19 protein-coding genes are annotated in these 25,398 nt (G+C 47.0%); 16 read left to right on the top strand and 3 right to left on the bottom strand.

The window, feature by feature from the left end; all coding sequences use genetic code 11:
• Nucleotides 1–48 precede the first annotated feature (48 nt).
• Together LN737_RS22725 and LN737_RS22720 are read right to left on the bottom strand one after the other, a co-directional pair.
• On the bottom strand, nucleotides 49–1,893 hold the full coding sequence (locus LN737_RS22725) for an alpha-amylase family glycosyl hydrolase (RefSeq protein WP_405512213.1): 1,845 nt from the start codon (nucleotides 1,891–1,893) through the stop codon (nucleotides 49–51).
• Between the two features lie 197 nt (nucleotides 1,894–2,090).
• Nucleotides 2,091–3,686, bottom strand: coding sequence for a serine hydrolase (locus LN737_RS22720; protein WP_405512211.1), 1,596 nt, complete (start codon nucleotides 3,684–3,686; stop codon nucleotides 2,091–2,093).
• A gap of 241 nt (nucleotides 3,687–3,927) precedes the next feature.
• Here LN737_RS22720 and LN737_RS22715 point away from each other — a divergent pair, with 241 nt between their 5' ends.
• The 9 genes from LN737_RS22715 (at nucleotide 3,928) to LN737_RS22675 (ending at nucleotide 17,028) form a co-directional block, all read left to right on the top strand.
• A complete protein-coding gene (locus LN737_RS22715; RefSeq protein WP_405512209.1) occupies nucleotides 3,928–5,670 on the top strand; it encodes a M14 family metallopeptidase in 1,743 nt (580 codons plus the stop codon).
• 6 nt (nucleotides 5,671–5,676) lie between these two features.
• Nucleotides 5,677–6,180 (top strand): YybH family protein, encoded by a 504-nt coding sequence (locus tag LN737_RS22710; protein ID WP_405512207.1) that lies wholly within the window; start codon nucleotides 5,677–5,679, stop codon nucleotides 6,178–6,180.
• Nucleotides 6,181–6,311: 131 nt separating this feature from the next.
• Nucleotides 6,312–6,863, top strand: a complete 552-nt coding sequence (locus LN737_RS22705) for a hypothetical protein (RefSeq protein ID WP_405512205.1) — start codon at nucleotides 6,312–6,314, stop codon at nucleotides 6,861–6,863.
• A 251-nt stretch (nucleotides 6,864–7,114) separates the two neighbouring features.
• Nucleotides 7,115–8,878: a hypothetical protein gene (locus LN737_RS22700; protein ID WP_405512203.1), complete on the top strand. Its 1,764-nt coding sequence runs from the start codon at nucleotides 7,115–7,117 to the stop codon at nucleotides 8,876–8,878.
• Nucleotides 8,875–10,698, top strand: coding sequence for a hypothetical protein (locus tag LN737_RS22695; RefSeq protein ID WP_405512201.1), 1,824 nt, complete (start codon nucleotides 8,875–8,877; stop codon nucleotides 10,696–10,698). Before LN737_RS22700 ends, LN737_RS22695 begins: the two co-directional genes overlap by 4 nt.
• Nucleotides 10,695–12,881 carry a WG repeat-containing protein gene (locus LN737_RS22690; protein ID WP_405512199.1) on the top strand — a complete coding sequence of 729 codons (2,187 nt, stop codon included), beginning with the start codon at nucleotides 10,695–10,697 and terminating at the stop codon, nucleotides 12,879–12,881. Before LN737_RS22695 ends, LN737_RS22690 begins: the two co-directional genes overlap by 4 nt.
• A gap of 183 nt (nucleotides 12,882–13,064) precedes the next feature.
• Nucleotides 13,065–14,165, top strand: coding sequence for a mevalonate kinase (locus tag LN737_RS22685; protein ID WP_405512197.1), 1,101 nt, complete (start codon nucleotides 13,065–13,067; stop codon nucleotides 14,163–14,165).
• Nucleotides 14,166–14,360: 195 nt separating this feature from the next.
• A complete protein-coding gene (locus tag LN737_RS22680; protein ID WP_405512195.1) occupies nucleotides 14,361–15,710 on the top strand; it encodes a Gfo/Idh/MocA family protein in 1,350 nt (449 codons plus the stop codon).
• Nucleotides 15,711–15,933: 223 nt separating this feature from the next.
• On the top strand, nucleotides 15,934–17,028 hold the full coding sequence (locus LN737_RS22675) for an amidohydrolase family protein (protein WP_405512193.1): 1,095 nt from the start codon (nucleotides 15,934–15,936) through the stop codon (nucleotides 17,026–17,028).
• Nucleotides 17,029–17,140: 112 nt separating this feature from the next.
• Here the strand turns inward: LN737_RS22675 and LN737_RS22670 are convergent, their stop codons facing one another.
• A complete protein-coding gene (locus LN737_RS22670; RefSeq protein WP_405512191.1) occupies nucleotides 17,141–18,043 on the bottom strand; it encodes a Nif3-like dinuclear metal center hexameric protein in 903 nt (300 codons plus the stop codon).
• Between the two features lie 138 nt (nucleotides 18,044–18,181).
• Here LN737_RS22670 and LN737_RS22665 point away from each other — a divergent pair, with 138 nt between their 5' ends.
• From LN737_RS22665 to LN737_RS22635, 7 genes are all read left to right on the top strand, one after another.
• A complete protein-coding gene (locus LN737_RS22665) occupies nucleotides 18,182–18,502 on the top strand; it encodes a hypothetical protein (protein WP_405512189.1) in 321 nt (106 codons plus the stop codon).
• The gene (locus LN737_RS22660) at nucleotides 18,424–18,999 is read left to right on the top strand and encodes an SdiA-regulated domain-containing protein (protein ID WP_405520492.1); all 576 of its coding nucleotides are present in this window, start codon (nucleotides 18,424–18,426) and stop codon (nucleotides 18,997–18,999) included. The genes LN737_RS22665 and LN737_RS22660 overlap by 79 nt, the downstream gene beginning before the upstream one ends.
• Nucleotides 19,000–19,443: 444 nt before the next feature.
• Entirely contained in the window at nucleotides 19,444–20,769 is a 1,326-nt protein-coding gene (locus tag LN737_RS22655) for a hypothetical protein (RefSeq protein WP_405512187.1), read from the top strand.
• A 27-nt stretch (nucleotides 20,770–20,796) separates the two neighbouring features.
• Nucleotides 20,797–21,951 carry a glycosyltransferase family 1 protein gene (locus LN737_RS22650; protein WP_405512185.1) on the top strand — a complete coding sequence of 385 codons (1,155 nt, stop codon included), beginning with the start codon at nucleotides 20,797–20,799 and terminating at the stop codon, nucleotides 21,949–21,951.
• Between the two features lie 5 nt (nucleotides 21,952–21,956).
• Complete coding sequence (locus LN737_RS22645) at nucleotides 21,957–22,619, top strand: acyltransferase (protein WP_405512183.1); 663 nt, start codon at nucleotides 21,957–21,959, stop codon at nucleotides 22,617–22,619.
• A gap of 1,394 nt (nucleotides 22,620–24,013) precedes the next feature.
• The gene (locus tag LN737_RS22640; RefSeq protein WP_405512181.1) at nucleotides 24,014–24,724 is read left to right on the top strand and encodes a FlgD immunoglobulin-like domain containing protein; all 711 of its coding nucleotides are present in this window, start codon (nucleotides 24,014–24,016) and stop codon (nucleotides 24,722–24,724) included.
• A gap of 32 nt (nucleotides 24,725–24,756) precedes the next feature.
• On the top strand, nucleotides 24,757–25,380 hold the full coding sequence (locus LN737_RS22635) for a hypothetical protein (RefSeq protein WP_405512179.1): 624 nt from the start codon (nucleotides 24,757–24,759) through the stop codon (nucleotides 25,378–25,380).
• Nucleotides 25,381–25,398: the final 18 nt, after the last annotated feature.

Raw genomic sequence — 25,398 nt, 5'->3', positions numbered from 1 at the left:
AAATGGCCCGTAGGTGATCGCCTACGGGCTTATTATTTACAGCGTTTATTATTGCCTGCCGAATATAACGCCGTAGTTCGACGGTATAGTTATGAGTTGCTGCTGGTCATTCTGCGTTACCGTAACAACCGGGTGCGTACCATGCATTTGCTCTTTCCACTGACCCGTTACCGGAAAGGGCAACATGATTTGCTGATCCTGATTTGAAAAATTAATGGCAACCAGCGCACTTTCTTCCGGTTGCCCCGTAATGCTGTTCCGGCGGTAAGCAATTACGTGTTTGGCCAAATGGTCCTGATCGAAATAATAAAAGAAATAACCCCGGCTGCTAAGCGCCTGATTCGTACGACGTAATCCGCCCAAAATGCGGTGCAGACTGACTAGGGCCTTACCAGCCGTATCATAAAAATACTCCCAGTGAACCGGCCGCTCAAACAGATTACGCCCGATACCACTGCCGGGTACGCCCCAGTTTTCGCCAAATTCCTGCCCTTGCCAGAGCATCGGAATGCCTTTTCCTGTATACAGGGCAATAATGTAGGGCTGCATTTTATAAAAAAGCGCCCGATTGCCGTAGGGTTCATTGAGCAAATCCCGAAGCGCTGTTTGCCCAAATGAATTAATAAACCGGGCGTGGTCGTGCGATTCGACGTACTGAAAAGGAGCTACAGGAAACGTATCGCCTGAGGTCGGGTTGTGGTACTCCGTTGGGTAGCCCAGAAATTCAGGGTCTAACTGGTGCGCTATATCGGCGCTCACATAATTCCACTTCGCCATATCGCGTCCACGGTCCAGCAGGCCGTTCTGCCAGCAGCAGTTTGAATACGTTCGCGACAGGATTTCCTGCGGGCCCGGTAAGTGTTCGGCACACTGAATGATTTTACTGCGATCGCCTGCTTTAAACCGGGGGATAGTTTTTGAAAACTCGTACGTTCGGAAGACCAGATTGGCGTAGCCCTCACCCATAAACCCATCGTACATGCCCGGCACATAATCGTAACGGAATCCGTCGATATGATACTCGTCCAGGTAATATTGATTCAGGGCAAAAAAATAGTCGCGGGTAAATTCCTTTGTGTAATCGGTGCCGGGTTTATCGAAGAATTCGCCCGCAAAAACACCCATCATCGGGTTTGGCTCTCCGCTGGTATCATACACCAGATTATACGGAAATTCGGGGTGCGCGTGCGAATAAACCGAATCCAGAATAACCGCCATACCCCGAGCGTGGCAGGCATCGACGAGCTTTTTCAGACCATCGGCTCCGCCAAGTCGTTCGTCGGGTGAGAAATAACCCAGGGGCGTGTATCCCCATTCGACATCTTCTTTCACATTCGAGATCGGCATCAGCTCCAGTACGTTCACCCCCAGATCGCCCAGATAGTTCAGCTGGTCAATCACCCCGTCGAAATCGCGGTTGAACTCCCGGACGTTCAGCTCGTAGACAACCATGCGGTCGACTTCCGGCACACTGAAATCAGCGTCGGTCCAGGTAAAGGCAGGTAATCCGGCATTGACGGTAACGGACGACAACGTACCGATACCCGATTCGCGGCCAAACGGGTCGGTAAACCAGAACGTAACATCCTGATCGCCCCGTAAAAGCTCATAGCGGTATAAGTACCGGCCGGGCTGCCCAAAACGACTTTCCGGATCGGGCGTAAGCGGAACCGTAACGTCCCAGCGGTCGAGTGCGGAACCATTGTCCCAGCTCATCCAGAAGTCTTTGGGTTCAATCCCCCGTACAAACTGGTCGAAATCGTGAATGATACGTACTTTCAAACGGTACCCTTTGTTGAAGGTGATACCCGGCAGATAAATACCAAAGCTGATCTGCCAATTGCCTCCTGCATCCTGATGTGAGAAAGCCCCCACTTCCTGTAGATCGATCATGTGCCTGAATGGAAAATTGCCTGAGCACAAGATAGATAAATTAGCAGGGAAGGGTAGGGACTGGGTTATTTAACGGTTATAGCCAGCAGATTTTAAATGACGTGTAATCAGGTTCGTGGCTGGATGGGTTCTTCGCTGTGAAGTCAGGTTCTCAAACCCGACTCCACGGAACAGCGAACCAATATCACAACGACCTGCTAAGCCATCATCTTCCCTTCCAGCACAGGGCGTTTGTCTTTGGTTTTGTTAACGAGACTCAGGCTGCTCTGAAACTCAACCTGAACGCCTTCTGAGCCAAACCGGCAGGTTACCATATCGTAGTGAGCCGTCTCGATAAATCGCCAGACCATAACAAACGTATTCGGGTCCTGCCAACTACCGCTGCCAGCTACTTTACGGGCCTGATCGCCGGGAACGGGCGTTGGTGTGAGCATCAGCGGTGCCACTGCAAACGTAGTTGTGCTTTCAGCCCATCGGTTAACTCCGCACAGTACCTGATGCGGCCCCTGGTCGTCCTGAAGTTTGAAGATACAGCCATCCTTGCCAAAGGTCAGCGATACATCTTTCACGTGCATGGGATTGTCGGCGATGGTATAGGTTTTACCACTTATCTGACTGGCTACTGTAGATGCGGGCTGTGTACTTTCGGGAAGCAGGGTCAGGGTCGACAGCTTTTTGGTCAGCGCTGCCTGCTCAACTCGCTCAGCGGGCAAACCCACTCGTTGAAGTGCAGGCAGAATGTGTTTCCAGACAGCGTCCAGAACTGCCTGCATATTGGCCGTTTCTGACGTAATGGCAACCACGGCATCTTCTTTCGGCAATACAATGCAGTACTGTCCGAAAGCGCCATCGCCCCGGTACGCATCGTTGCGGCACCGCCAGAACTGATAACCATATCCCTGAATCCAGTCGTTGACACTGGCATCGCCTTTGCCGCCTTTCGACTGCACTTCGGCGCGGGTGGCATCATTGATCCAGCTTTCAGCAACAAGTCGTTTGCGATTCCAGATGCCTTTCTGTAAGTAGAGCTGCCCGAACTTGGCAATATCTTCAGTACGTAAACGAAGCCCCCAACCGCCGGTATTGATACCCTGCGGAGACACTTCCCAGTCTTCGCCCTCAATGCCCAGCGGACCGAACAAACGCGGTTTCAGGTATTCGAGTACGGTCTGTCCGGTCAGGTGCTGAACAATGGCAGAGAGCATATACGTAGCGCCACTATTATAGACGAAAAATGTGCCGGGTTTGTGCTCGACGGGCTGCGCCAGAAATGATTTGACCCAGTTGCTGTCTGTCCCGGCACCACGTAACGCGGGCGTGGTATCTTTATCGTGCCCGGTCGACATGGTCAATAAATCCTTGACGCTCATAGCCGCCAGATTCTCGCTGACCGTAGCTGGCACATCTTTGGTGAAGAACGAAACGACTTTATCATCAACGGTCAATTTCTTCTCGGCAACAGCCATGCCTACAGCCGTCGACGTAAAGCTTTTGCTGAGCGAATACAGCGTGTGTTTGTATTGAGGAGCGTAGGGTGCCCACCAGCCTTCTGCAACGACCTGGCCATGCCGCACCACCATCATACTATGCACGTTGAGCTTCTGCGCTTCGATGGTATTTACGAAGTCGAGGAGCCCACGGGGCGCAACTCCCTGCGCTTCGGGTAGGCTACGGGGAAGCTTACTGGTTTTGGCGGGTAATGTCCAGCCAGTAGTCGGTAAGGTAGCGGCAACGGTCAGACCGGCTGCGCCAAAGCCCAACTGTCGGAGGAAGTCTCTGCGATTGAGGTTCATTGTTTTTTGTAATAATTTATGAGAAGAATGACCGATTCTGATATACGATTCAACGGAGTGAAAACAAAAGAGGATACACCAGCGGAATTACTTTTCTTCGCAGTTGAAATCAGTGAGCGCCCTGTCAAGCATTGGTAACGAATCCATAAATGAGCGATCAGCGATACGTATCTGATCGGATTAATGACTCACATCTACCCGTTTTTATAATGCCTGTTTTATACGAAAGCCTGAATCTGTTATGAAGCACGTAGCCAGTTCCTCGTTTAAGCGTGTTATTCTGAGTTGGTGGGTTGGCCTGTTAGCAGCGTTGCCGGGTTTTGCCCAGACGAAGCTGGCAGACGTAACGCCCTATGAACGCGATACAAACCAGTCGGCTACGTACCCGCAGATTATTCGCTGGTATCAGCAACTGGATCAGCAGTATGAGCAGGCCAAACTCATTGAGGTCGGCAAAACCGATATCGGTAAACCGCTGCATCTGTTTCTGCTCGCGGCCGACAAACAGTTTACGTCTCGCCCGGACCGCGTTACGTTGCTGATTAACAATGGCATTCATCCGGGCGAGCCCGAAGGTATTGATGCCTGTATGATGCTCGCACGGGACCTGTTGAAAGCGAATAAACTGCCCAAAAACGTACTGCTGGCGATTGTACCCGTTTACAGTGTGGATGGAAGCCTGAACCGGGGCGTTTCGCGGGTAAACCAGAATGGTCCGGAATCGTACGGATTTCGCGGCAACGCCCGAAACCTGAATCTTAACCGCGATTTTATCAAAGCCGAAGCGGAAAACACACGGGCGTTTCAAGCTATGTACCAGGCGTTGAAACCGCAGGTGTTTATCGATAACCATACCAGCGATGGAGCTGATTATCAACACGTACTGACGTATTTTGCCACGCAGAAGGATAAGCTACATGCGGCTGTATCGGGCTATATGACTCAGACATTTCAGCCGGAGCTGGATAAAATGCTGACCGCAAAAGGCTTCCCGCCCGCGCCTTATGTGAATCACCCAGGCGATACGCCCGAAAACGGACTGATCGGTTACAACGACTCGCCCCGCTATTCAACCGGATACGCGGCTCTGTTCAACTGCTTCGGTTTTACGCTGGAAACGCATATGTGGAAACCCTACCCTCCACGGGTCAAGGCATCGTACGTGTTCGATGAAGCGGTGTTACGGTTGTGCGAGCGCGAGGCTAATACGATTCTGGTCAACCAAAAGCGGGCCAATGCGGCTGTTCGTCAGCAGAAAACGTTTGCCCTGAGTTATAAGCTCGACCGTAGTAAAATTGATTCCGTTACGTTTCTGGGGTACGCGGCAACGTATAAGCCCAGCGAGGTATCGGGCCTGAAGCGACTCGTTTATGATCGAACAAAGCCGTTTATGAAACGCGTCCCGTATCTGAATAATTTTGTGGTTGAAAATCAGGTAGATAAGCCGACTATCTACGTGATTCCACAAGCCTGGCCGGAAATAATTCGGGAACTGATGCGCAATGGCGTACTGCTGCAAGTGCTGCCCAAGGACACGCTGATGACCGTATCGGCTTATTATATCACTGATTATAAAAGTCCGCAGCGCCCCTACGAAGGCCACTACCTTCATACAGGCGTGAAGGTGCGAACTGAATCGCAGCGACTCCAATTTTACAAAGGTGATTACCTGGTGCAGACGAATCAGGCGAGCAATCGATATATTGTCGAAACGCTTGAACCGGAAGCTGTTGACTCGTTTTTCGCCTGGAATTTCTTCGATAGTATTCTCGACCAGAAAGAGTATTTTGCCAACTACATTTTTGAAGACACAGCAGCCGAGTTGCTAATGAAAAACCCGGCTTTACGTAAGCAATTGGACGATAAACGCGCGACGGACAAGGCTTTCGCTGAAAGTGCCGATGCCCAACTGGATTTTATTTATCGGCAGACCCCTTACTACGAGAAGACGCATAACCGCTACCCGGTTTACCGGATAAACTAAGTCTGTATGGCATTCTTGAACCGTTTGTTGCTGATTGGTCTGACGTTGCTTTCGCCGGGCTTGCTGGCGCAGGGAAACGTAACGGGGAAGTCTACCGAATCGGCGGATGCAGCCACAATTCGTGCTTTACGGGTACAATCCAATCAGGCCATCCAGAACCGTGACCTGGCTGCGTTTGGACAAACCATGCTGCCGGATATTGAGGTGACACGGGGTAGCGGTTCGCACGTATCGGGTCGCGATTCGGTACTGGCTTCAGTAGCTGTGCAGTTCAGCGATTCCGCATTTCTGGGGTATGTCCGCACCACAGACCGTATTGAACTAAGCACAACCGGGCCTCTGGCAGCAGAACATGGCCATTGGATTGGACGCTTCCAACGTACCGACGGTATTCAAACGATAACGGGTAGTTATCTGTCCATGTGGCACAAAACCGGAGCAGGCTGGAAAATACGCTCCGAACTGTTCGTCAGCTTAGCCTGTACCGGCAGTGCTGCCTGCAATAAATAGGTATGGTACGTTCAAACGCGGAGATCTTATTACATTATAAAAATAAAACAAAATTATATGTTGTAAATATTGCCATAGGCGTTATATTGTGCATATAAATTGACTATTAACCGCCGTAATTGTCAGTAAATATGAATAAAGTCGAAATTGATCTCGATGCACTAACGCGTTACAGCATTACGCCTAATCAATACGTTTTTCTGTTTTTAACCCACGGTCGGCAATACGCGGCCATGTACAAATTCTGCCAAGAGGGTCCGGGTTTTTCAGCTAAAGAAATCAATGATCTCAGCAGCCGCGGGTTGATTCTCGATCTTAACCAGTCGGGTAGTTACTTCATGGATTTCTTTGTGCTGACAGACGAAGTAGGGCGTGACTTATTTGATCAGGATCGCGAAAAGGCGGCTCTGGAGTTCTGGAACGCCTATCCGATTTTGCTGCGCAACTCCGAAACGGGCGAAAACTATTCGTTGTTGAATACAGACAAGCAACAGTTTTTGAGGGATTACTACGTTCGCATTGGCCATTCCGACCACAAGCACCGGCAGGTGATGGAAGGTCTCGACTACGCTATTGACAACGGACTCATCGACATGACCATCCGGCGCTGGCTCGACTCCGAGCAGTGGACGTCGATGCTGGAACTAAAGGTGTTGCAAAAAGTAACAAAGCCGCTTTATTGATAGACCCACCCCGACTACGTTTTCATCCTCCATTTTACCGCAACAAAGTGGCTAGTTTCCGGTGAAATGGTCTGGAAGTATTGAAACTTCACTTTGATATGTCGTTTCCGTTTAGCTCATTGATAAACAGGGCTATTAGTGCCAACGTGTGCCAACGAATTACCGTAAAATAAAACGCAGTAAGCAGACCGTTTAAGAAGGTTAAATTTGGGAAAGTCCTCCGCTTTTAGCCTTAAACATCATGACCCACGATGGCTACCCTGCTGCTTACGTATGCAAACAGTGAAACCAATCGCTTGCCTACACTGACACGCGAATATCAGGAGGTCTCGGATGCGTTGAGAAATAGGCAGGCTAATAAAGATTTTACGGTTATTGCTGATCCTACCCTAAACCGTGACAAGATGGCAAAGGATATCCGGGCTAATGAATCGGATATCTGCCTGTTTCTTTTCAGTGGTCATGCAGGCCGTGATCAACTCTTTTTAGAAGATGGGGCGGGTGATGTTGAGGGTATAGCTGCGCTGTTGGGCCGCTGCCCTTCTCTAAAGCTGGTGATACTGAATGGTTGTTCTACTCAGGGACAGGTAGGGTTGTTACTTGAGAAAAATGTTCCGATTGTCGTAGCGACCAGCTCAGCCGTGGATGACGAAAAAGCTACCCGGTTTTCTATCCAGTTTTTCACAGAATTAGCAAAAGGGTTATCGATTCGGGAGGCTTATGAACGTGGCATCGAACGGGCTAAACTATATGGGAAAATTCAGCACGTCAGCGTAGAGTCGCGTGGAGTAGGATTGCCTTCCTCAAAAACAAACGATGAACCCCTCTGGGGACTGTATTATAATCAGAACGCTGACGGGCTTTTGGATACGTGGCGCTTGCCAGTTAGAGAACAACTCTCAGGTGCTGATGAACTTAATCAGGATATAAAAAAAGCACTGGTAGGCATTGCCAAAAAGTATTCGATTTCGGCAACGCCTAACGCAGTCTTGGAAAGATTACCATTTACCATCAATGAACCAATCCGTAATTTATTTGCTATAAAAGCTGAAACGCAGGAGCCTGACAAATTTTATGATACCCCTTCCTGGAATCGGTACCAGATGATTTTATATGCGTATCGGGCCGTTGTTAATTTGACGACTTATACGTTGCTGGCTGAAATTTGGGAAAAAGAATTGCAGAACCAGCTTTCCGAAAATACCCTTGGTCTGATCGAAGCTGCGCTCTTTAGCGAATCCACGAATGACAGTTCTCTGTCGCACCTGGAGTTGATGACGGCGCTGGGGAGGTTATGGCGCAATGCGAAAGAGCCAAGTTTTCTTTCTGAAATCTCCTGGCTTATCGGCGAATTAGAGAAAGATATTCTTAAAAAGGCGCTGGACGATCTGGAATCGAAAATCGCTGATCAGGATCGCCTTAAACGCAGTATAAGTTCGCCGGCAGATGTACTCCGTTTGTGTCTGGAAGCTGAGAAAAGTTTTTCCTTCGTGTTATATACATTCGGCTTCTGGGTCAATTATAGCCTTACGTCGGTCAAAGACATTGAATTATTTAAGTTTCGCCACCTGCAGACTTCGTACTTACACCGGATTGTCCGATTACAAATCGGCTATATTATTCCGGCAAAAATTACGGACGATCAGTATTCCGCCAGTCAGCCGCTGGATACTTCGTCCATTATTCTGCAGCGGCAGGGAAATTGGGCCGAAGGATTGAATTTGTCACCGTTTTTGATTGATAAAAATGCCCTGATTAAAGCGCCCAAGGCCGATTTGCATTACCTGTTATCCTTTTCGCCCAAACAGGATTTTTTCTGTTATCGTAGGGTAACGTCGAACAGTGACGTATGGCCGATACGCCCGGAGAAAAAACTGGTGAGCGACGAAGATATTTTTTTTGGCTCGGATGACAGCGAAATTGACACTGAATTTTCCAACTATCACTCTCTGCTGAAAGATCTGTGCGCTTCTTTCTCACAGTCCGTTCTGAACAAGTCCCTGAATGAGTTATGAGAAGCCCGTTCAAGTTTCTGGACCCATTCACACTGACCGATAAAGAGGTTTTTTTCGGACGTGACAAAGAAATTCGGCAACTGTATCGGCAGGTGTTACGTACGCGCCTGTTGCTCCTGTATGGATTGTCGGGAACAGGCAAAACCAGCCTCATACAGTGCGGACTGGCTCGTGAGTTTAACGGGCCTGACTGGTTACCGCTCTGGATTCGCCATCAGACGGATATAAATGAATCGCTTCAGGTAGCCATTAAGCGTATGCTGCCTGAGGCTGAAGGTGAAATAACCGACCAGATTCGTCAGTTGTATCAGCATTTTTTGCGTCCTGTTTACCTCATTTTTGACCAGTTTGAAGAATTATTCATTCTGGGGAATAAGGAGGAGCAAAAAACATTTGTGCTGACATTGAGGAAACTACTGGATGCTGAACTCCCCTGTACGGTACTTATTGTGATCCGTGAGGAATATTTGGGCCGACTGTATCTGTTCGAAAAGGTTATTCCGAATTTGTTTGACTTTCGGCTACGCGTTGAACCGATGGACAATACCAATGTAGAAGCGGTTCTGGAAAAATCATTTCAGAAATTCAATATATCGGTAGAGGGCGATACGGAGGCTCAGAAAAAGGAACGCCTGAATGAGATTATCCAGAATGTAAGTCAGGAGCGTTCAAGAATTGAGTTGCCTTATTTGCAGGTGTATCTGGATCAGCTGTACCGTGAGGATTTTGAGCGCACCTATCCAGGCCAGACAATAGTTGAAGGGCAATCCTTGCCTCGAATTGAATTTACAAAAGACGAAATCGAGGAGTTCGGCACCATTGATAAAGTGCTGGATCGGTTTCTGGACGAACAGATACAGGTAATTCAGGAAAAACTTTTGGCGCTTGACTCGGCCACCTCACCGAATGTAGTGAAACGGGTGCTGGACGCTTTTGTAACCGATGAGGGGACAAAACGGCCCGTGCGCTACACACGTACTGGCGGAATGATAGCGATTGACCCTGCCCAGCTGGATTTCTTTCCCAAACTTGCTCCGTCGATTCTAACGATCTGTCTGGATGAACTGGAGCGGACTAAACTGCTTCGGGCTGAATCCGATACGCTGGAAATTGCGCACGACAGCCTTGCCCAGATCATTGATAGCAAACGTACGGATGAACAACGCGGGCGGAACAACATGAAGCGACAGATCAGGCTTGCCGCCGATATGTTCGCCCAGACAGGCGAATACCTGACGAAAAAACAGCTGGCCAAGTTTGATGAAGTAGTGGCGGAACTGGATGTAAGAGAGCATGATTTTTTTGAGGATAGTAAACGTGTTCGGGAGGATGAAGAGAAAGCGGAACTTGAAAAAGAGAGAGCGCGAATCGCAGAACTTGAAAATGCGCTAAAAGCGACGGAAGCTGCGAAAAAAGAAGCCGATGGACAAGCGCGAATCGCTGAAGAAAATGCAGTAAAAGCAAGCCGTAGTGCTCAGAAAGCCAGAAACTGGCTATTCGTTGCTGTCACTGGCCTAATCATGGCGTTGGCTGGAATAATCTACGCTTTTCAAAAACGGCAGGTGGCCGAAGAAGCTCAAAACGAAGCCATAACAGCTCAGCAAGTAGCTGAAACCAATTTGCGTCAGTTTCAGAAGTCTGAATTTGATGATTACCTGCTCGATGCGGCTACGTTCGCTACATCTGGTGATACCACTCAGGTACGCGTTGCTTTGGATTCGGCAAAACGGGTTGTGCTTAGATTCTTCTCAAAAACGCCCGAAGCTGGAAAACTGCGGGCTAAAATTGACAGACTGGAAAATAAGTTGAAAAAGAAATGAGAACAGTCTTTATGACGTTGCTTTGTTTTTGTTTGTTTACTCCGGTCTTCAGCCAGAGCAAAGCGCGGTATGATTGCTACCGGAAATTTATTGATGAAGGCCGGAAAATTCTTGCTTCAACTACCAAAAACGCGCATGAACTGGCCTTACAGAAATTTAACTCAGCCCGACGTTGCGATCCATCTCAAAGCGACAAGGTCGATCTGGAAATAAACAAAGTGTTTGCCTCAATCTTGCTACTGAAAAACCAGGCAGACCGTAATGCCAGGGCTGCGCTGGATGCCAATAAAAAAGCAGAAACCAATTTATCAATAGCCAGACTTGCGCAGACTAAAGCCGTGAAGGCAAAAGAGGAGACAATAAAAAGTTTGATTATTGCTAAACGTGCACAGGCTGAAGCTGATAGCGCACTGGAAAAAAACCAGCGTATCATTGACGCTTTCTATTTTTACAACGGCCGATTTGCACTGGCATTGAGAAAAAGTGGAAGTGATTCTAAAAAAAGATACGGATTTATTAATAAAAACGGAGAACCTGTAATCGATTATATCTATGATGAGGCTATTCCTTTTGATGAACATGATGGGTATGCTCGGGTAAAACGAGACAGAGAAAAATATTTGCTGGATACTTTGAAGCACGAATATTTATTAGCCCAAAATGTAACGGAATTAAATGACCGAACGATTGCGCTAGATTTACATAATAAGCTCCTGGATTCTATTCCATTGACAATGTTTAACTACCCTACTGTTGAGATATTATTACTGTATAGCAACAATTTAAAGCAGATACCTTCGCGGATAGAAATGTTGACGGCTCTAAAAACAATAGACCTGAGTTTTAATGAACAGTTAATAAATTTACCCAGTCAGATTGGGGTCCTGAAAAATCTGGAAACGCTGGATTTAACGTATGCTGAACAGTTAATTAGCTTACCTGATCAGATTGGGCAGTTGACAAACTTGAAAAGGTTAAACTTGTCCTTTAACAAAAAACTGACAAGACTACCGCCCCAGATTGGGAGATTGACAAGCTTGGAAACGCTGAATTTGACAGGAACTGCTCTAACGACTTTACCAGATGAGATTGGAAATTTAGCCAGTCTGAAATCGCTATCGTTGAGTAATAACGGCCATTTGAAGCGGTTGCCGCCCCAAATTGGTACCTTAAGCAATCTGCAAACGCTGGATTTGACGGGGGCTGCTCTAACAAGTTTACCAGATGAGATTAGCAATCTGATTAATCTTGAAATGCTAGATTTGGGCTATAACCGACATTTAACATACTTGCCAGATCGAATTGGGGAGTTGAAAAGTCTGAAAATACTGGATTTAAGTTATAATGAACAATTGAAGAGTTTGCCGCCACAAATCGGGGCATTAAAACACCTACAAACCCTGAATTTAACTGGTGCAGGACTCATGAGTATACCAGACCAGATTGGTGATTTAAAACATTTGAAGTCGTTGAATCTAAATAATAATTATAAAATAAAGAGTCTTCCTAGTAAGCTTGGCGCTTTAGAAAACCTGCAAACCCTCTCCTTAAGATATACAGCCATATCAGACCTTCCGCCCCAAATCGGAGACTTAAAAAATTTGAATACATTGTCTCTGAGTGGCGCTTCTTTAAAAGGTTTACCAGCCCAAATATGGACATTAAAAAGACTACTGGAATTGGAAGTGAGCGGCACCTCTTTAAGCGGTATATCACCACAAATTGAGCAGTTGAGAAGTCTGAAAATATTGAATCTAAGTTATAACAAACTGGTGAGAAGCTTACCGCCCCAAATTGGAACATTGACAAACCTGCAAACCCTTAATCTTAGTGGACTTGAACTGACCAATTTACCAGCTCGAATTGGGGATTTAAATAATCTGCAAATACTGGATTTGAGTGGTACGTTGCTAACTAGTTTGCCGTCACAAATCGGTAAATTAAAGAATCTACAAATACTGTATTTGGGCGGTACGTCCCTGACGAGTTTGCCTGTCCAGATTGGGGAGCTGAAGAGTCTGCAGAGCCTGTATTTGGGCAACACTAAACTGACAAGTCTACCGGCTCAACTCGGGGAGATGAAAGGTCTGCAACGGCTGGATTTGAGCGGTACTAAAATTTCTGGAGAAGAGATTGATAAAATAAAAAAACGGCTTCCGAGTTGTGAAGTAATTACCCGTTAACGTTTTGGTCATCGTACGTTGCGAAAACTTAAACATGCGCAACCGATTGAGCAGCTGTGTTCAAACGGTTGCGCATGCTTTTTAGAGTAAGCCCAAGTCTGTGGTATTTTGAATAAGCTCCAATATCGGTAATATTTGTTCTGGCGGCAGTTTTTCGAAACAATACGTAGCTGCTTTCGCAACATGTCTGATCAACTGCTTGTTTCTACACCCGGCCGTATCTGTTTGTTTGGCGAACACCAGGATTATCTGGGCCTGCCCGTTATTGCGGCTGCCATCTCAAAGCGAATCCAGATTACCGGCCATCGCCGGACCGATAACCGGGTATTGATCCATATGCCCGACATTGGCAAAACGGAGTCGTTCAAGCTGCTGCCCGAACTGACCTACGACCGCAAACGGGATTATTTCAAAAGCGCTATAACCGTACTACGTCGCGATGAGAACATTCGCTTTAGCTATGGCTTTGAAGGGACTATCCACGGAAACATTCCTATTAATGCGGGGGCGTCGAGTTCGTCGGCGCTGGTTATTACATGGATTAACTTTCTGCTTCAGATGGCCGATATACCACAGAGCCGAAGTCAGGAAGAGATAGCGCGGCTGGCGCACCGGGCGGAGGTGCTGGAGTTTGGCGAACCGGGCGGCATGATGGATCATTACGCCACGGCGGTAGGCCATGTGATTTATCTGGAATCGGAACCGGCTATCCGACTGGAGCCGCTGACACCAAACCTTGGCTCGTTTGTTCTGGGCGATTCGGGTCAGCCAAAAGATACGCTGGGTATTCTGAAACGGGTGAAATATGGTATGCTGGATGCACTGGACAAGGTGCGCCAGTTCGACCCGGCCTTTGATCTGCATACAACTCCGCTGGAAGAAGCAGATACGTATCGCACACAACTGTCGCCCGATGAACTCAGCCTACTCAAAAGCAACCTTTCCGACCGCGATATTCTGCGCGAGGCCAAAACCCTGCTGACCTCAACCCTACGTAATGATGCATTGCTGGGCGATTTGCTGAACCGCCATCAGAATAACCTGCGGGATGCCAAGCGAATTTCGACCCCAAAAATTGACCGTATGCTCGACGCGGCAATGGCTGCAGGCGCATTAGGCGGAAAAATAAACGGATCGGGTGGGGGCGGTTGTATATTTGCTTATGCACCAACCAATCCGGAAGTCGTGGTGGAAGCCATTGAGCGACAAGGAGCGAAAGCCTACCTGATTTCCATGGCTGAAGGAACACACGTAATGAATCTGGAAGAAGTTGAACCGAGCTAGCTTCACGGAGCGGGTGTTGTCAGTGGTGTCAGGTTTGAGAACCTAACACCACTGACAACACCCGATAACTGAGAACCCGCCCACACCAGGGCACCGATAAATCAGGCTTTAAACGGAATTTTCTTGAAAAGATGAAAAATCGGTTGATAATTAGCCGTTTACTAACCGAACTTACTGAAAAAATCAATCGCCCTTATGAACTCGCTCCTGGACCGACGGAATTTCCTCAAAAACAGCGCTGTCGCTTTAACTGCGTCGGCCATTTTGCCTGAATATAGTTTTGGTCAACAGACCAAAAAAGCCCGATTGGCGTTTATCGGCGTTGGGCTACGTGGCCGCGAACACGTAAAAAACACGCTGGTTTTTCCGGAAGCCGAAATCGTTGCGATCTGCGATATTGATCCGAAGGCCATTACCACCACTCAGGCCCTCATTGCCAAAGCAGGCCGGAAAGAAGCTGCGGTATATGGTAAAAACGAGCGCGACTTCGAGAACATGGTCAAACGCGACGACATCGATGGCGTAGTGATTGCAACGCCCTGGGAGTGGCACGTACCGATGGCGCTGGCGAGCATGAAAGCAGGTAAGTATGCGGGTGTTGAGGTATCGGCTACCGTTACGTTGCAGGAGTCGTGGGATCTGGTCAATACGTTCGAACAGACGGGTTCGCACTGCATGATTCTGGAAAATGTATGCTACCGGCGCGATGTAATGGCGGTTCTGAACATGGTCCGGCAGAATCTGTTCGGTGAACTGACGCACCTCGAATGCGGCTATCAGCATGATCTGCGCAACATTAAGTTCAATAATGGTACCGGCAGTGGCGTAGGGGTTGAATTTGGTGAGAAGGCTTACAGCGAAGCACGGTGGCGCACCCAGCACTCCATCAATCGAAATGGGGATATTTACCCGACTCACGGCCTCGGTCCCGTTGCCGAAATGATCAATATCAACCGGGGCAACCAGTTTCTGTACCTGACGTCGATGGCTTCAAAAGGCATTGGCCTGCACAAATACATTGTTGATAATGGCGGATCGAATCACCCCAACGCGAAGGTGAATTTTAAGCTCGGCGATATTGTCCAGACCATGATTAAGTGCGCCAATGGCGAAACGATTCTGATTACGCACGATACCAACTCACCCCGCCCTTACTCGCTGGGTTTCCGCGTGCAGGGCGCAAACGGTCTCTGGATGGACGACGGTAATCAGATTTATATTGAAAAGCAAAGCCCGAAACCGCACCAGTGGGAGCAGGATGAGGAGTACATGAAAAAATACGACCACCCATTCTGGCAGCAATCGGGCAAAGATGCGGAAGGGGCTGGCCACGGGGGGATGGATTATTTTGTGATCCGCGACTTTATCCGCTCGGTTCAGAACCGTACGGCGCCACCGATCGATGTATATGATGCGGCAGCCTGGTCGGCGATTAGTCCGCTGTCGGAACAGTCGGTTGCCAAGAAATCGACCTCCATCGAAATTCCGGATTTCACGCGGGGCAAATGGAAAACCCGCAAGCCAGTGTTTGCCCTGCAAGCCTAAGGCTGAATACGGCGGTAGGTACGTTGGGTGGTGTCGGGTTCTCAAACCCGACACCACCCAACGTACTCCGCTGACGTAAAGCTTCAATTAGCTGCACTCGGTTTTGAGAAACCTCGCTAGTCAGGTTTGAGAACCTGACTTCACGGTCATGAATCCCTTGTCTGGTAAATGCCTAACCATTAAGTATTTAGCGCTTTCAGGCTATCTAATCCGTTTGCTATCGATGAAACCGTTTATCTGGTCTTTGTTTCCTGGGTTATTATTGCTTGCGGTCAACGTAGTGGGGCAGGGCGTGGAGGATATTCGTTTGATGAATTATCGGCCGCAATCGATTTACCGGATTCCGAAAACGACGATTCGTAAGGCTAAATTCCCGGTAGTAGACGTACACTCACACGACTACGTTCACTCGCGTGCTGAGCTGGATCAGTGGGTCAAACTGGTGGATCAGTACGGCATCCGCAAGACCATTCTGTTGACAAAAGCCACCGGCGCCCGCTTCGACTCGCTGGTGACGAAATACGCGCCTTACCCTGATCGGTTCGAACTCTGGTGTGGGTTCGATTATACGGGTTACGCCAATGACCCGAACTGGACGGTTCATGCCATTCAGGAACTGGAACGCTGCCAGCGCAAGGGAGCCAAAGGAATTGGTGAATTGGGCGATAAAGGCTTAGGCCTGTATTACGATTATCCGACCCGAGCCTACGGAATGCATATCGACGACGCCCGGATGAAGCCATTGCTCAAGCGGTGTGGTGAATTGGGCATGCCTGTGAACATCCACGTAGCAGAATCATACTGGATGTATCAGAAACCCGACTCCACAAACGACGGACTCATGAATGCGGCCAAATGGCACGTATTTCTGAACCAGCCCGATATTCTGAATCAAGAACAGCTCATCAAGACCCTCGAAAATGCCGTTCGACAGAATCCGGGTACTACGTTTATTGCCTGTCATTTCGCCAACTGCGACTACGATCTGTCAATTTTGGGACGGTTGTTCGATACGTACCCGAACCTATACGCCGATATTGCCGCCCGCTATGGCGAAACGGCTCCCATCCCGCGATACATGAAAACCTTCTACGAGCGCTATCAGGACCGGCTGCTGTATGGCACCGACATGGGCGCTAACGACCATATGTACCAGACAACGTTTCGGATTCTGGAGTCGGCGGATGAGCATTTCTATGAGATTGACCTGTTTGGGTACCACTGGCCCCTGCATGGCTTTTCCCTCAGCGATGCAGTCCTGAAAAAACTCTATTCGGAAAATATAACGACGCTTCAGCAACGGCAAAAGAAACGCTGACAAACAGGAGTAGCCTGGGTAGATACGTAACGAAATACCTGGGGCAACGAGTGGCTATTCTGCACATTACTGACCGGCGGCTTTACTCATTTAGGTGGCGGAACGATAGTTGTTAAACGTATATAAATGGATTGCCAGACGGAATGTAAGAAACTTTCACTCCCGGTACTTTGGGCTGTAGCCACGATACCAGCCACTCCATACCCGAAGCTTCGCTCATAATATGTCCCAAAATAACCAGGGATATTTTCTGACCCTGCTGACGGGCATCCCGAATATATTCCGGTGTTTCCCATTCGCTGGATTCTCCGCAGAAAACAACATCCGGCTTTACACGCTCAATGGCAGCAATCTGATTCCGGCCGCCCGCAGCACCGGGTAGCAGCAGAACCCGTTTGCAGGATTGGGTAGCATCGCCAACAACGCGTACCAGCTTGATGCCCAGCTTATCTTTTGCATGACTGATTAGCTGGCTCAAAGGGGTAGCTGGTAACGTAACGATTGCCGGATTGTCGGAATCGGTATTCTTTGACCAGCCCAACGTGTTCAGTACGCCCGTGTAGATGCCATCGGGGCGGTGCGAGTGCCAGTAATCGTGAAATCGCCAGACGGCAATGCCATGTTTGGCAAGCAATTCATACTTATGCTGGAAGACCGGGTCATTTTTTAGCCAGTCGGTTTCATCGGCATGGTTGTAGAACGTAGGCTCGTGCACAATGATGAAGTTAGCCCCACTGGCAGCGGCTTTCTCGATCACATCCGTAGTGGCAAACATTGTCGAAACAATGCCTGTTACGTTCTGAGAAGAGCTGCCCGATTTTAACGTATCAACAGTTTTCGGAAATGGCGCGCCTGGTATTGTTTTAAGAATCAGATCGATGACTTGCTGTACCGTGAACGATTGGCGTTGATCTGGTATTTGTTCGCTATAGACCAGACTCGGTAATGCCACTGATAGACCAGCAGCTTTGGTTATGGTCGTCACAAATTCTCGTCTGCTCGTATGGTTATCCATTATTTCGGGTTGGTCAATTAGGTTCCTAAACGCAATTTAACCATTGTTCGGCCCCGAATTCCGTTTCCGTTTAAAATACTCAATAGATTACGTAATGCCCAGGCTAAACGCCTACTTTTGCCCTAAACCTGTTTGTATATGCATTATTTTCTTGTGGTAGTCGTAGGCATATTACTGTTGGCAAGCTGCGGTACGTCGTCAACAAAATCTGACCAGCCGGAAGCAGGCAAAATCGAAGCTCCTTTCAAGTTGCCTTATGATCTGAATGCGCCTGACGAAACGTATAAACTACCCAAAGAGCTGGAAGAAGTATCTGGCTTGAGTTACTACAAAGAAAACCAACTCTTATGTGTTCAGGATGAAGAGGCCGTAGCCTATGTATTCGATACAAAAAAAAGGAAGTTACGGAGAATTTTGGGTTCGGAGGATATGGTGATTTTGAAGGTATTGAATACGTAAACGGAGAAATTTATGCCCTGGAAAGCAATGGCAATCTCTTTCGGTTCAAACTTGGCTCTACTGAGATTGGCCGTACTAAAACGGATTTGCCCAAGAAAACAGAGGTTGAGGGGCTGGGTTATGATCCAAAAACAAAGCGGTTGCTTATTGCCGTTAAAAAAGGGAAAGGTTCAAGCGACAAAGCTGTGTATTCATTCGACCTATTAAACAAAGCTGTTTTTAAGGACATGAGTTTAAACGATGAACAGCTCGAAGGGGCCGGTATTGACCCCAAAACCTATGAGCCATCAGCCATTGCTGTGCATCCTATAACGGGCGAGTGGTACGTATTAACATCGGCAGGAAAACGCTTGCTCATCACCAGTCGAAGCGCGAAGATACGTTACTCTGAGCCGCTCGATCCGAAATTATACCGACAGCCTGAAGGCATGTGTTTCACCCCAAATGGCGATCTTTATATAGCCAGCGAGGGGGATAAAAAAAGGGGTATATTCTGAAATTTACGTATCGGAAATAGTTTCGGGAATTTGTTTTGCTGACAGCTTGAGGATGTTCAAAATCAAGTTCTGCAGAACGTTGCTACGCTAAGTAATTCGACAATTTCAAATAGCCTGTTCTGAATGTATAGTTTTATCGCTTATCTTGCAGGTAGTATATAGGTATATCAAGTTATTAAGTAAATGAAATTGAGCTAAACCGTATAGTTAAATTAATAAAAATGTATTCTGAATAGCATAATTAAACAGTCTATCTGTATACCATATGACTCCGAAAGCCTGATAATTTCCTATACACTTATTAGTTAGCCTAACCTTTTTCTTAATAATGCCAACCTCAACTGCTACGTAATGTGAGTCGTTCGGTTCGCCTTATTTTCAGAAATCAAATCGATCAGTTAACAAAAGTAGATTCCGTGTAGAATGCACAGGCCAGTAAACCAAATGTCTTATAGTCAGCAGCGTGTACCCACACGCGTTGTTGAAAGCGATACCATTCGAACATTAAAAAAAGGAGTCTGGCTCTATTTTATCTTGTTAATTTTTGAAGGGGCGTTACGTAAGTGGTTCCTGCCCGGCTTATCAACCCCCTTGCTGGTGATTCGTGATCCGGTAGCCATATGGCTGCTTTTTACTGCCTGGCGAGCAGATTTGCTTCCATCAACATCGTATATCGCCATATCGGTAGGCATTGGCTTATTTGGAATATTTACAGCCCTTGCGCTCGGTCATGGCAACCTGTTTGTAGCTTTATATGGAGCGCGAATACTCTTATTTCACTTCCCGTTGATGTTTCTGATTGGCCGCGTTTTCAATAGGGATGACGTAATACAGTTAGGGCGAATAACCCTCTGGATCGCTATACCAATGACTGTGCTCATTGCACTTCAGTTTTACAGTCCTCAGTCGGCCTGGGTAAATCGCGGAGTGGGTGGAGATATGGAAGGGGCAGGATTTTCGGGAGCGTTAGGCTATTATCGCCCACCTGGTACATTTTCATTTACCAATGGAACGACCTTGTTCTACGGGTTTGCCTCCAGTTTCGTCGTTTATTTTTGGTTGTATCCGAAAGGGCTCAATCGTATAATTTTAATTGGCGCTACGGCTGGCCTACTGGCAGCTATCCCACTTTCTATTAGCCGGGGCTTATTTTTTCAGGTGGCATTAGCGCTGGTCTTTGCAGTGGCTACTGTCTTTAATGATCCAAAATATTTAGGCCAGATTCTGGTATCGAGTATTATTATCTTGATTGCCTTTACCCTATTAAGTTATACCAGCTTTTTCCAGACAGCCACCAAAGCTTTTTTCACCCGATTTGATGTGGCCAATAAAAATGAAGGTGGAGTAGAGGGGGTTCTGATCGATCGTTATTTAGGCGGCTTGGTCGGTAGCCTTAAGTCATCTGCCCAGCAGCCATTTTTCGGATATGGTATTGGAACAGGCACGAATGTGGGGAGTGTTTTTCTGGCTGGAAAAGAGGGGCTGTCTCTTGGTGAAGGTGAATGGGGCCGTTTGATTGGCGAGCTAGGACCACTTCTAGGGCTTATAATAGTGTTTATGCGGTTGAAACTAAGTGCAAGTATAGTCATGGCCAGCATTAGACGATTAAAAGCAGGTGATCTATTACCGTGGATGCTATTAAGTTTTGGTCTGTTAATTGTTCCCCAAGGTGGATGGGCTCAACCTACATCGCTTGGCTTTAGTATTATAACTGGTGGAGTTATGCTTGCATCATTTAGGTCTCCACCAAAACCAAGAGGTCGCTCGTAAGATTTTAGTAATAGAAATCAGCGTGTTATGAAAATAATTTTAATCGGTAATTACCCGCAGGACCGGCAGGAAAGTATGGAGCGCTTTGCGCAGATGTTACATACCGGCTTTCAAACGGCCAGTATAGAATCTGAAATCTGGCGCCCCCAGGTTCTGTTGGGAGCTCAATTCAAAACTACTACGTCAGGAATCGGCAAATGGTTTGGTTACTTGGACAAATGGATATTGTTTCCGATTCTTTTACGTTGGCGTCTGCTAGACAGTCGATTTAACAGGGCAGACGTTCGCTTTCATGTATGTGATCACTCCAATTCTCCTTACTTAGCTCACTTACCAGCTGACAAAACCAGCATAACCTGTCATGATGTGCTGGCCATTCGGGGCGCTTTGGGATATGCCGATGCGTACTGTCCGGCTTCTGGCTTTGGCAAAATTCTGCAAAAGTGGATATTGTCTAACTTAAGCCGGGCGAAACGGATTGCCTGTGTTTCTCAACTTACGCTCGATCAACTGGATGAATTAACCGCAGGCCGACGACCTGAGCAGGCCGATTGGCGAGTGGTTCATAATGCGTTTAATGCTGATTTTGACATGCTGGACAGGAATGAGACCGATGCTTTACTGAATAAGCTTGGTGTGAGTGAGGACAGCCCTTTTCTGCTTCATGTAGGATCACGATTACCCCGTAAAAACCGGAAAATGCTTCTCGATATGGTGCATGCATTAGGAAACAGATGGGGCGGAAGAATCTGTTTTGCAGGCCAGCCAATTGACGACGAATTACGTTCTCATGCTCAGTCGTTAGGATTGGAAAAGCGAGTAGTATCGGTTGAAAAACCGAATCATCTAGCCCTGGTCGCTCTTTATAACGCGTGTGAAGCATTTGTATTTCCATCTTTTTCGGAGGGATTCGGCTGGCCAGTTATTGAGGCACAAGCTTGCGGAGCACCCGTAATAGCCAGTGATGTTAAACCGCTTCCTGAAGTCAGTGGAGGAGCGGCTTTCCATGCTGATCCAGCAGAGCCTTCACAATTTGCTGAAGCCCTGCTTGCTTTACAGGATCAGGCCATACGCCAGAAAATTGTTCAAGACGGACTCGAAAATTGCCGCCGTTTTGAACCCTCCAGAATGATCAATTCCTATCTTAAGCTATATGGCTTAAAATATTCACTGTCTGCCTAGTTCTTATGTTTTTGAAATTAGTTACGTTTCTTCTTCCCTGGTCGCTACGGCGACGAGCTTTAGTGAAATGGTTTGGTTACGAAATTCATCCCAGTGCTCGAATTGGCCTATCCTGGGTATTTCCTGGCAAACTCATTATGGCTGCTGGAGCTAGAATTGAACATTTTACCGTAGCCATTCACCTCGACCGGATTGATATGAGTACACAGTCTAAAATTGGACGTGGCAACTGGATCACAGGCTTTCCGGTAGAAAGCGGATCTTCTCATTTTAAGCATCAGACGGGACGCCGGGCCGAGTTGCGGCTGGGCGAGTATGCTGCCATAACAAAATATCACCATTTAGACTGTACAAACCTGATCGAGGTGGGGCGTTACGCAACTATTGCTGGCTATCACTCGCAATTTCTGACCCATTCAATCGATGTGATGGAAAATCGCCAGGATAGCGCCCCAATTCATATCGGTGAGTATACGTTTGTTGGTACGAACGTAGTAGTATTAGGAAATTCTACTCTTCCTTCGCATTCTGTTCTGGGAGCCAAATCATTGCTGAATAAACAGCATGTTGATCAATGGATGCTTTACGGTGGTGTCCCGGCTAAAGCTGTTCAAAAAATTCCATCAGACGCTAAATACTTCTCCCGCGTGGATGGGTTTGTTTATTAACCCAATTTCCGGCAATCCTGGGTATTGGCTATTCACAGAGTTTTAGTCAAATCCATCGGCTACCAATTTTTTTCAATAAGTGTGATTGCCTCCTACTTGGTGGGTTATAATTACCTATTGCCCTCCCTAAAGTAGCCAGGGAACGTACTGTCTTCATGCCGTCATTCGGTCTTCCGTTTTACCAAAATAATAAAACGTCCTCCTGTCATATACTGACTGTACAAGTGACTGTTTTCTGTGTACCACAACAATTTTATTGGTCATAAATACGCGCACTTTTAGTATAAAGATTGCCGTATAGTAAAAATATAGAAAGATTAATTTATTATAAGGTTTATATATTAATATGTTTTAATTCTATACGCAATCATGTTTATATTTGTGCTGTATTGTTAATAAATAATATATTGATAATGCAAGTAAGTGCAGTTAATTCTGCGAAATCCCTTCCTCATAGCTTCTAGGCCAATAGCGTCCGTATCAACATTATACGAACTACTGTTTGGCTACATCTGGATTTAACCTGGCCGATAAACTTTAGCTTCCCACTAACAATAACTTAAAGCGATTTGGGGCTTTCAGTTCATCCGATCTGTATTTAACCCCGTATGAGGGTTCTTTGATTACTCATAGTGAATAGACCACATTTCTGTAAACCAACTTGTACTGTAATCTGTAATTCTATGCCACCGCATTTTCTACCAAAAAAGTATGAGGTTATATTAACTGCCTATATACATGATTTATTTAGCCAGTTCAGTACGTATGTGTTCACTCTACTTGTAAGTCGTTATGTCTTGACGTTACGCAGGGATAATAACTCGTTTATTTCATCGTACAAACCTGGCGGTAAATTATCTGCTGGAATCTCCGTCCGGCATAAACTAAAGTCTTCAGCGCTAATAAGATGTGCTATACTACGGGCGGAGTTGCAGTTGTAACTCCTTTACAGCCTGGCTAAATATCCCCCCTAAAATCTTTGATTCTGTAGTTCTTGTCCGTGGACTTTACTACACAACATCAGGTATCTGTCAGATGCCTGCCCGCTACTACTGTGCCTTTTTGTGGAGTTAGGCCTTTACATGGGGGCAGTGCACATAAGAAATCAGGCCAGTTTTTTCAATAAATCTACTTGTACTTCACCGTCTAACTGTCTTATGTTACGTCTAACATCAATTAGTAAAAGAGAGCGGTTAATTCCAGCCCCGTTCTATAGTCAAATTAATTTGCTTCAGGGCAATACATTTTATAACACGAATCCTTCCTGTTCGAAGGGGTTAATGTTTTTTTTAATTATCCGTTTATCTGTATTTAAGTTACTAATAGCATTCAGTATCAGTTTACTTTTCCTTGAAGGGGGGCTGGCTGCTGCTCCAACCGGCACTGGACCGGGGGTGCCGTTTAATTTTAACCTGTCGGTTGACGCCAAAACCAGTGCCGGGGTCTACACCAAAGATGGTGTGCTGATTCGCACCTTGTGGAGCGGGGTCAGCTACAAAGCCGGCAGCTACGCCATGAACTGGGATGGTAAAGATGACGATGGCCATCTGGCTACTGATGGGAGTTACGATATCAAGGTGCTCTCCAACAATGTCACTGCTAGCTGGGAGGGCGTCGTGGGTAACACCTCTAAGCAATTTACGGGTGTAACTGTGCACAGAGGTTGGGACAGCTTCCGGTGTATGACTATAGCGGGGAGTACGGCTTACTACGGGAAAGCCTACAGCGAAGGGTCGCCGAGCCACATTAAATTCAATCTTTCCGATATTCAAAGTCGTACAATGGTGTTGCCCACTGCAGGTAGTGGACAAACGGTTTGGCAGGTTGCTGGTGATGGCGCAAACATTTACTGGGCTGGGGTAAATGCTTACACAAGTGTATGGTTTGTTTTCGCAACAAAACGTTCGGACGATACGGAAGTAAGCTTTACAAAAGGAACGAGTCTATCGACATTAGGCTACTCATATAAAAGTGTTCTTGACATTTCATCCGGTACGGATTCAGATATTTCCGGCCTTGCCGTTCAAAAAAGGGTAGCTTCTTGTTTGTGGCTCACGGATTACGCAATCAACTGCTGGTTTTTAATAAAACTACTGGTTCATTAGTACGCACTTTGGCCATTAACAATCCAGGGAAGATGGCTTTGGATGCCAATGATAACCTCTGGCTCATTTCGGAAACCAATTCGCTAAATAAATACAGCGTAAAAACGGACGGTACATTAAGTGCGCCAGCCTTATCGATAACCGGCTTAACAGCGCCATTGGCGGTGGATATTTCACCGGTTACAGGCAATATTTTAGTCGCTGACGGAGGAAACAAACAGCAACTTCGAAACTACTCCGCTTCTGGTGCGCTTATCAGTGTCTATGGCCAGGAAGGAGGCTACCAAACTAATACAACTGTTAGTAACGACAAGTTTTACTTTAATGACTGGTGCAATACGTATACAACTACTTTTGTTTGTTTTCAGACGGATGGTTCGTATTGGGTGGGTGATACGGGTAACTCCAGAGTGATGCATTTTACGGCGGATAACAAATACGTCGATCAAATAATGTTTCTTCCTAAAACGTATTCCTGCAATGTTGATGTCAATAATCCCAAGCGTGTATTTGCCAACTTTCTGGAATTTGAGGTCGACTACAGCAAACCCCTGGGGGCACCAACAGCTCCTGGAAACTGGTGCGCAACTGGGGAGCCACCGTGCCGGCAAACTACCTCAACCAGTTTAGCATTCTCAAAGGAGTGGCCACCCTGAGCAACGGCCGCACCTACG

The organism is Spirosoma sp. KNUC1025 (assembly GCF_045160025.1).
GTDB lineage: Bacteria > Bacteroidota > Bacteroidia > Cytophagales > Spirosomataceae > Spirosoma.
This window is presented reverse-complemented; position numbering and strand designations above follow the sequence as displayed.

What these genes read in the sequence shown, in the direction of transcription:
- LN737_RS22725 (WP_405512213.1), bottom strand. Translation starts at nt 1,893, where the DNA reads ATGATCGATCTACAGGAAGTGGGGGCTTTCTCACATCAGGATGCAGGA.
- LN737_RS22720 (WP_405512211.1), bottom strand. Translation starts at nt 3,686, where the DNA reads ATGAACCTCAATCGCAGAGACTTCCTCCGACAGTTGGGCTTTGGCGCA.
- LN737_RS22715 (WP_405512209.1), top strand. Translation starts at nt 3,928, where the DNA reads ATGAAGCACGTAGCCAGTTCCTCGTTTAAGCGTGTTATTCTGAGTTGG.
- LN737_RS22710 (WP_405512207.1), top strand. Translation starts at nt 5,677, where the DNA reads ATGGCATTCTTGAACCGTTTGTTGCTGATTGGTCTGACGTTGCTTTCG.
- LN737_RS22705 (WP_405512205.1), top strand. Translation starts at nt 6,312, where the DNA reads ATGAATAAAGTCGAAATTGATCTCGATGCACTAACGCGTTACAGCATT.
- LN737_RS22700 (WP_405512203.1), top strand. Translation starts at nt 7,115, where the DNA reads ATGGCTACCCTGCTGCTTACGTATGCAAACAGTGAAACCAATCGCTTG.
- LN737_RS22695 (WP_405512201.1), top strand. Translation starts at nt 8,875, where the DNA reads ATGAGAAGCCCGTTCAAGTTTCTGGACCCATTCACACTGACCGATAAA.
- LN737_RS22690 (WP_405512199.1), top strand. Translation starts at nt 10,695, where the DNA reads ATGAGAACAGTCTTTATGACGTTGCTTTGTTTTTGTTTGTTTACTCCG.
- LN737_RS22685 (WP_405512197.1), top strand. Translation starts at nt 13,065, where the DNA reads ATGTCTGATCAACTGCTTGTTTCTACACCCGGCCGTATCTGTTTGTTT.
- LN737_RS22680 (WP_405512195.1), top strand. Translation starts at nt 14,361, where the DNA reads ATGAACTCGCTCCTGGACCGACGGAATTTCCTCAAAAACAGCGCTGTC.
- LN737_RS22675 (WP_405512193.1), top strand. Translation starts at nt 15,934, where the DNA reads ATGAAACCGTTTATCTGGTCTTTGTTTCCTGGGTTATTATTGCTTGCG.
- LN737_RS22670 (WP_405512191.1), bottom strand. Translation starts at nt 18,043, where the DNA reads ATGGATAACCATACGAGCAGACGAGAATTTGTGACGACCATAACCAAA.
- LN737_RS22665 (WP_405512189.1), top strand. Translation starts at nt 18,182, where the DNA reads ATGCATTATTTTCTTGTGGTAGTCGTAGGCATATTACTGTTGGCAAGC.
- LN737_RS22655 (WP_405512187.1), top strand. Translation starts at nt 19,444, where the DNA reads ATGTCTTATAGTCAGCAGCGTGTACCCACACGCGTTGTTGAAAGCGAT.
- LN737_RS22650 (WP_405512185.1), top strand. Translation starts at nt 20,797, where the DNA reads ATGAAAATAATTTTAATCGGTAATTACCCGCAGGACCGGCAGGAAAGT.
- LN737_RS22645 (WP_405512183.1), top strand. Translation starts at nt 21,957, where the DNA reads ATGTTTTTGAAATTAGTTACGTTTCTTCTTCCCTGGTCGCTACGGCGA.
- LN737_RS22635 (WP_405512179.1), top strand. Translation starts at nt 24,757, where the DNA reads ATGGCTTTGGATGCCAATGATAACCTCTGGCTCATTTCGGAAACCAAT.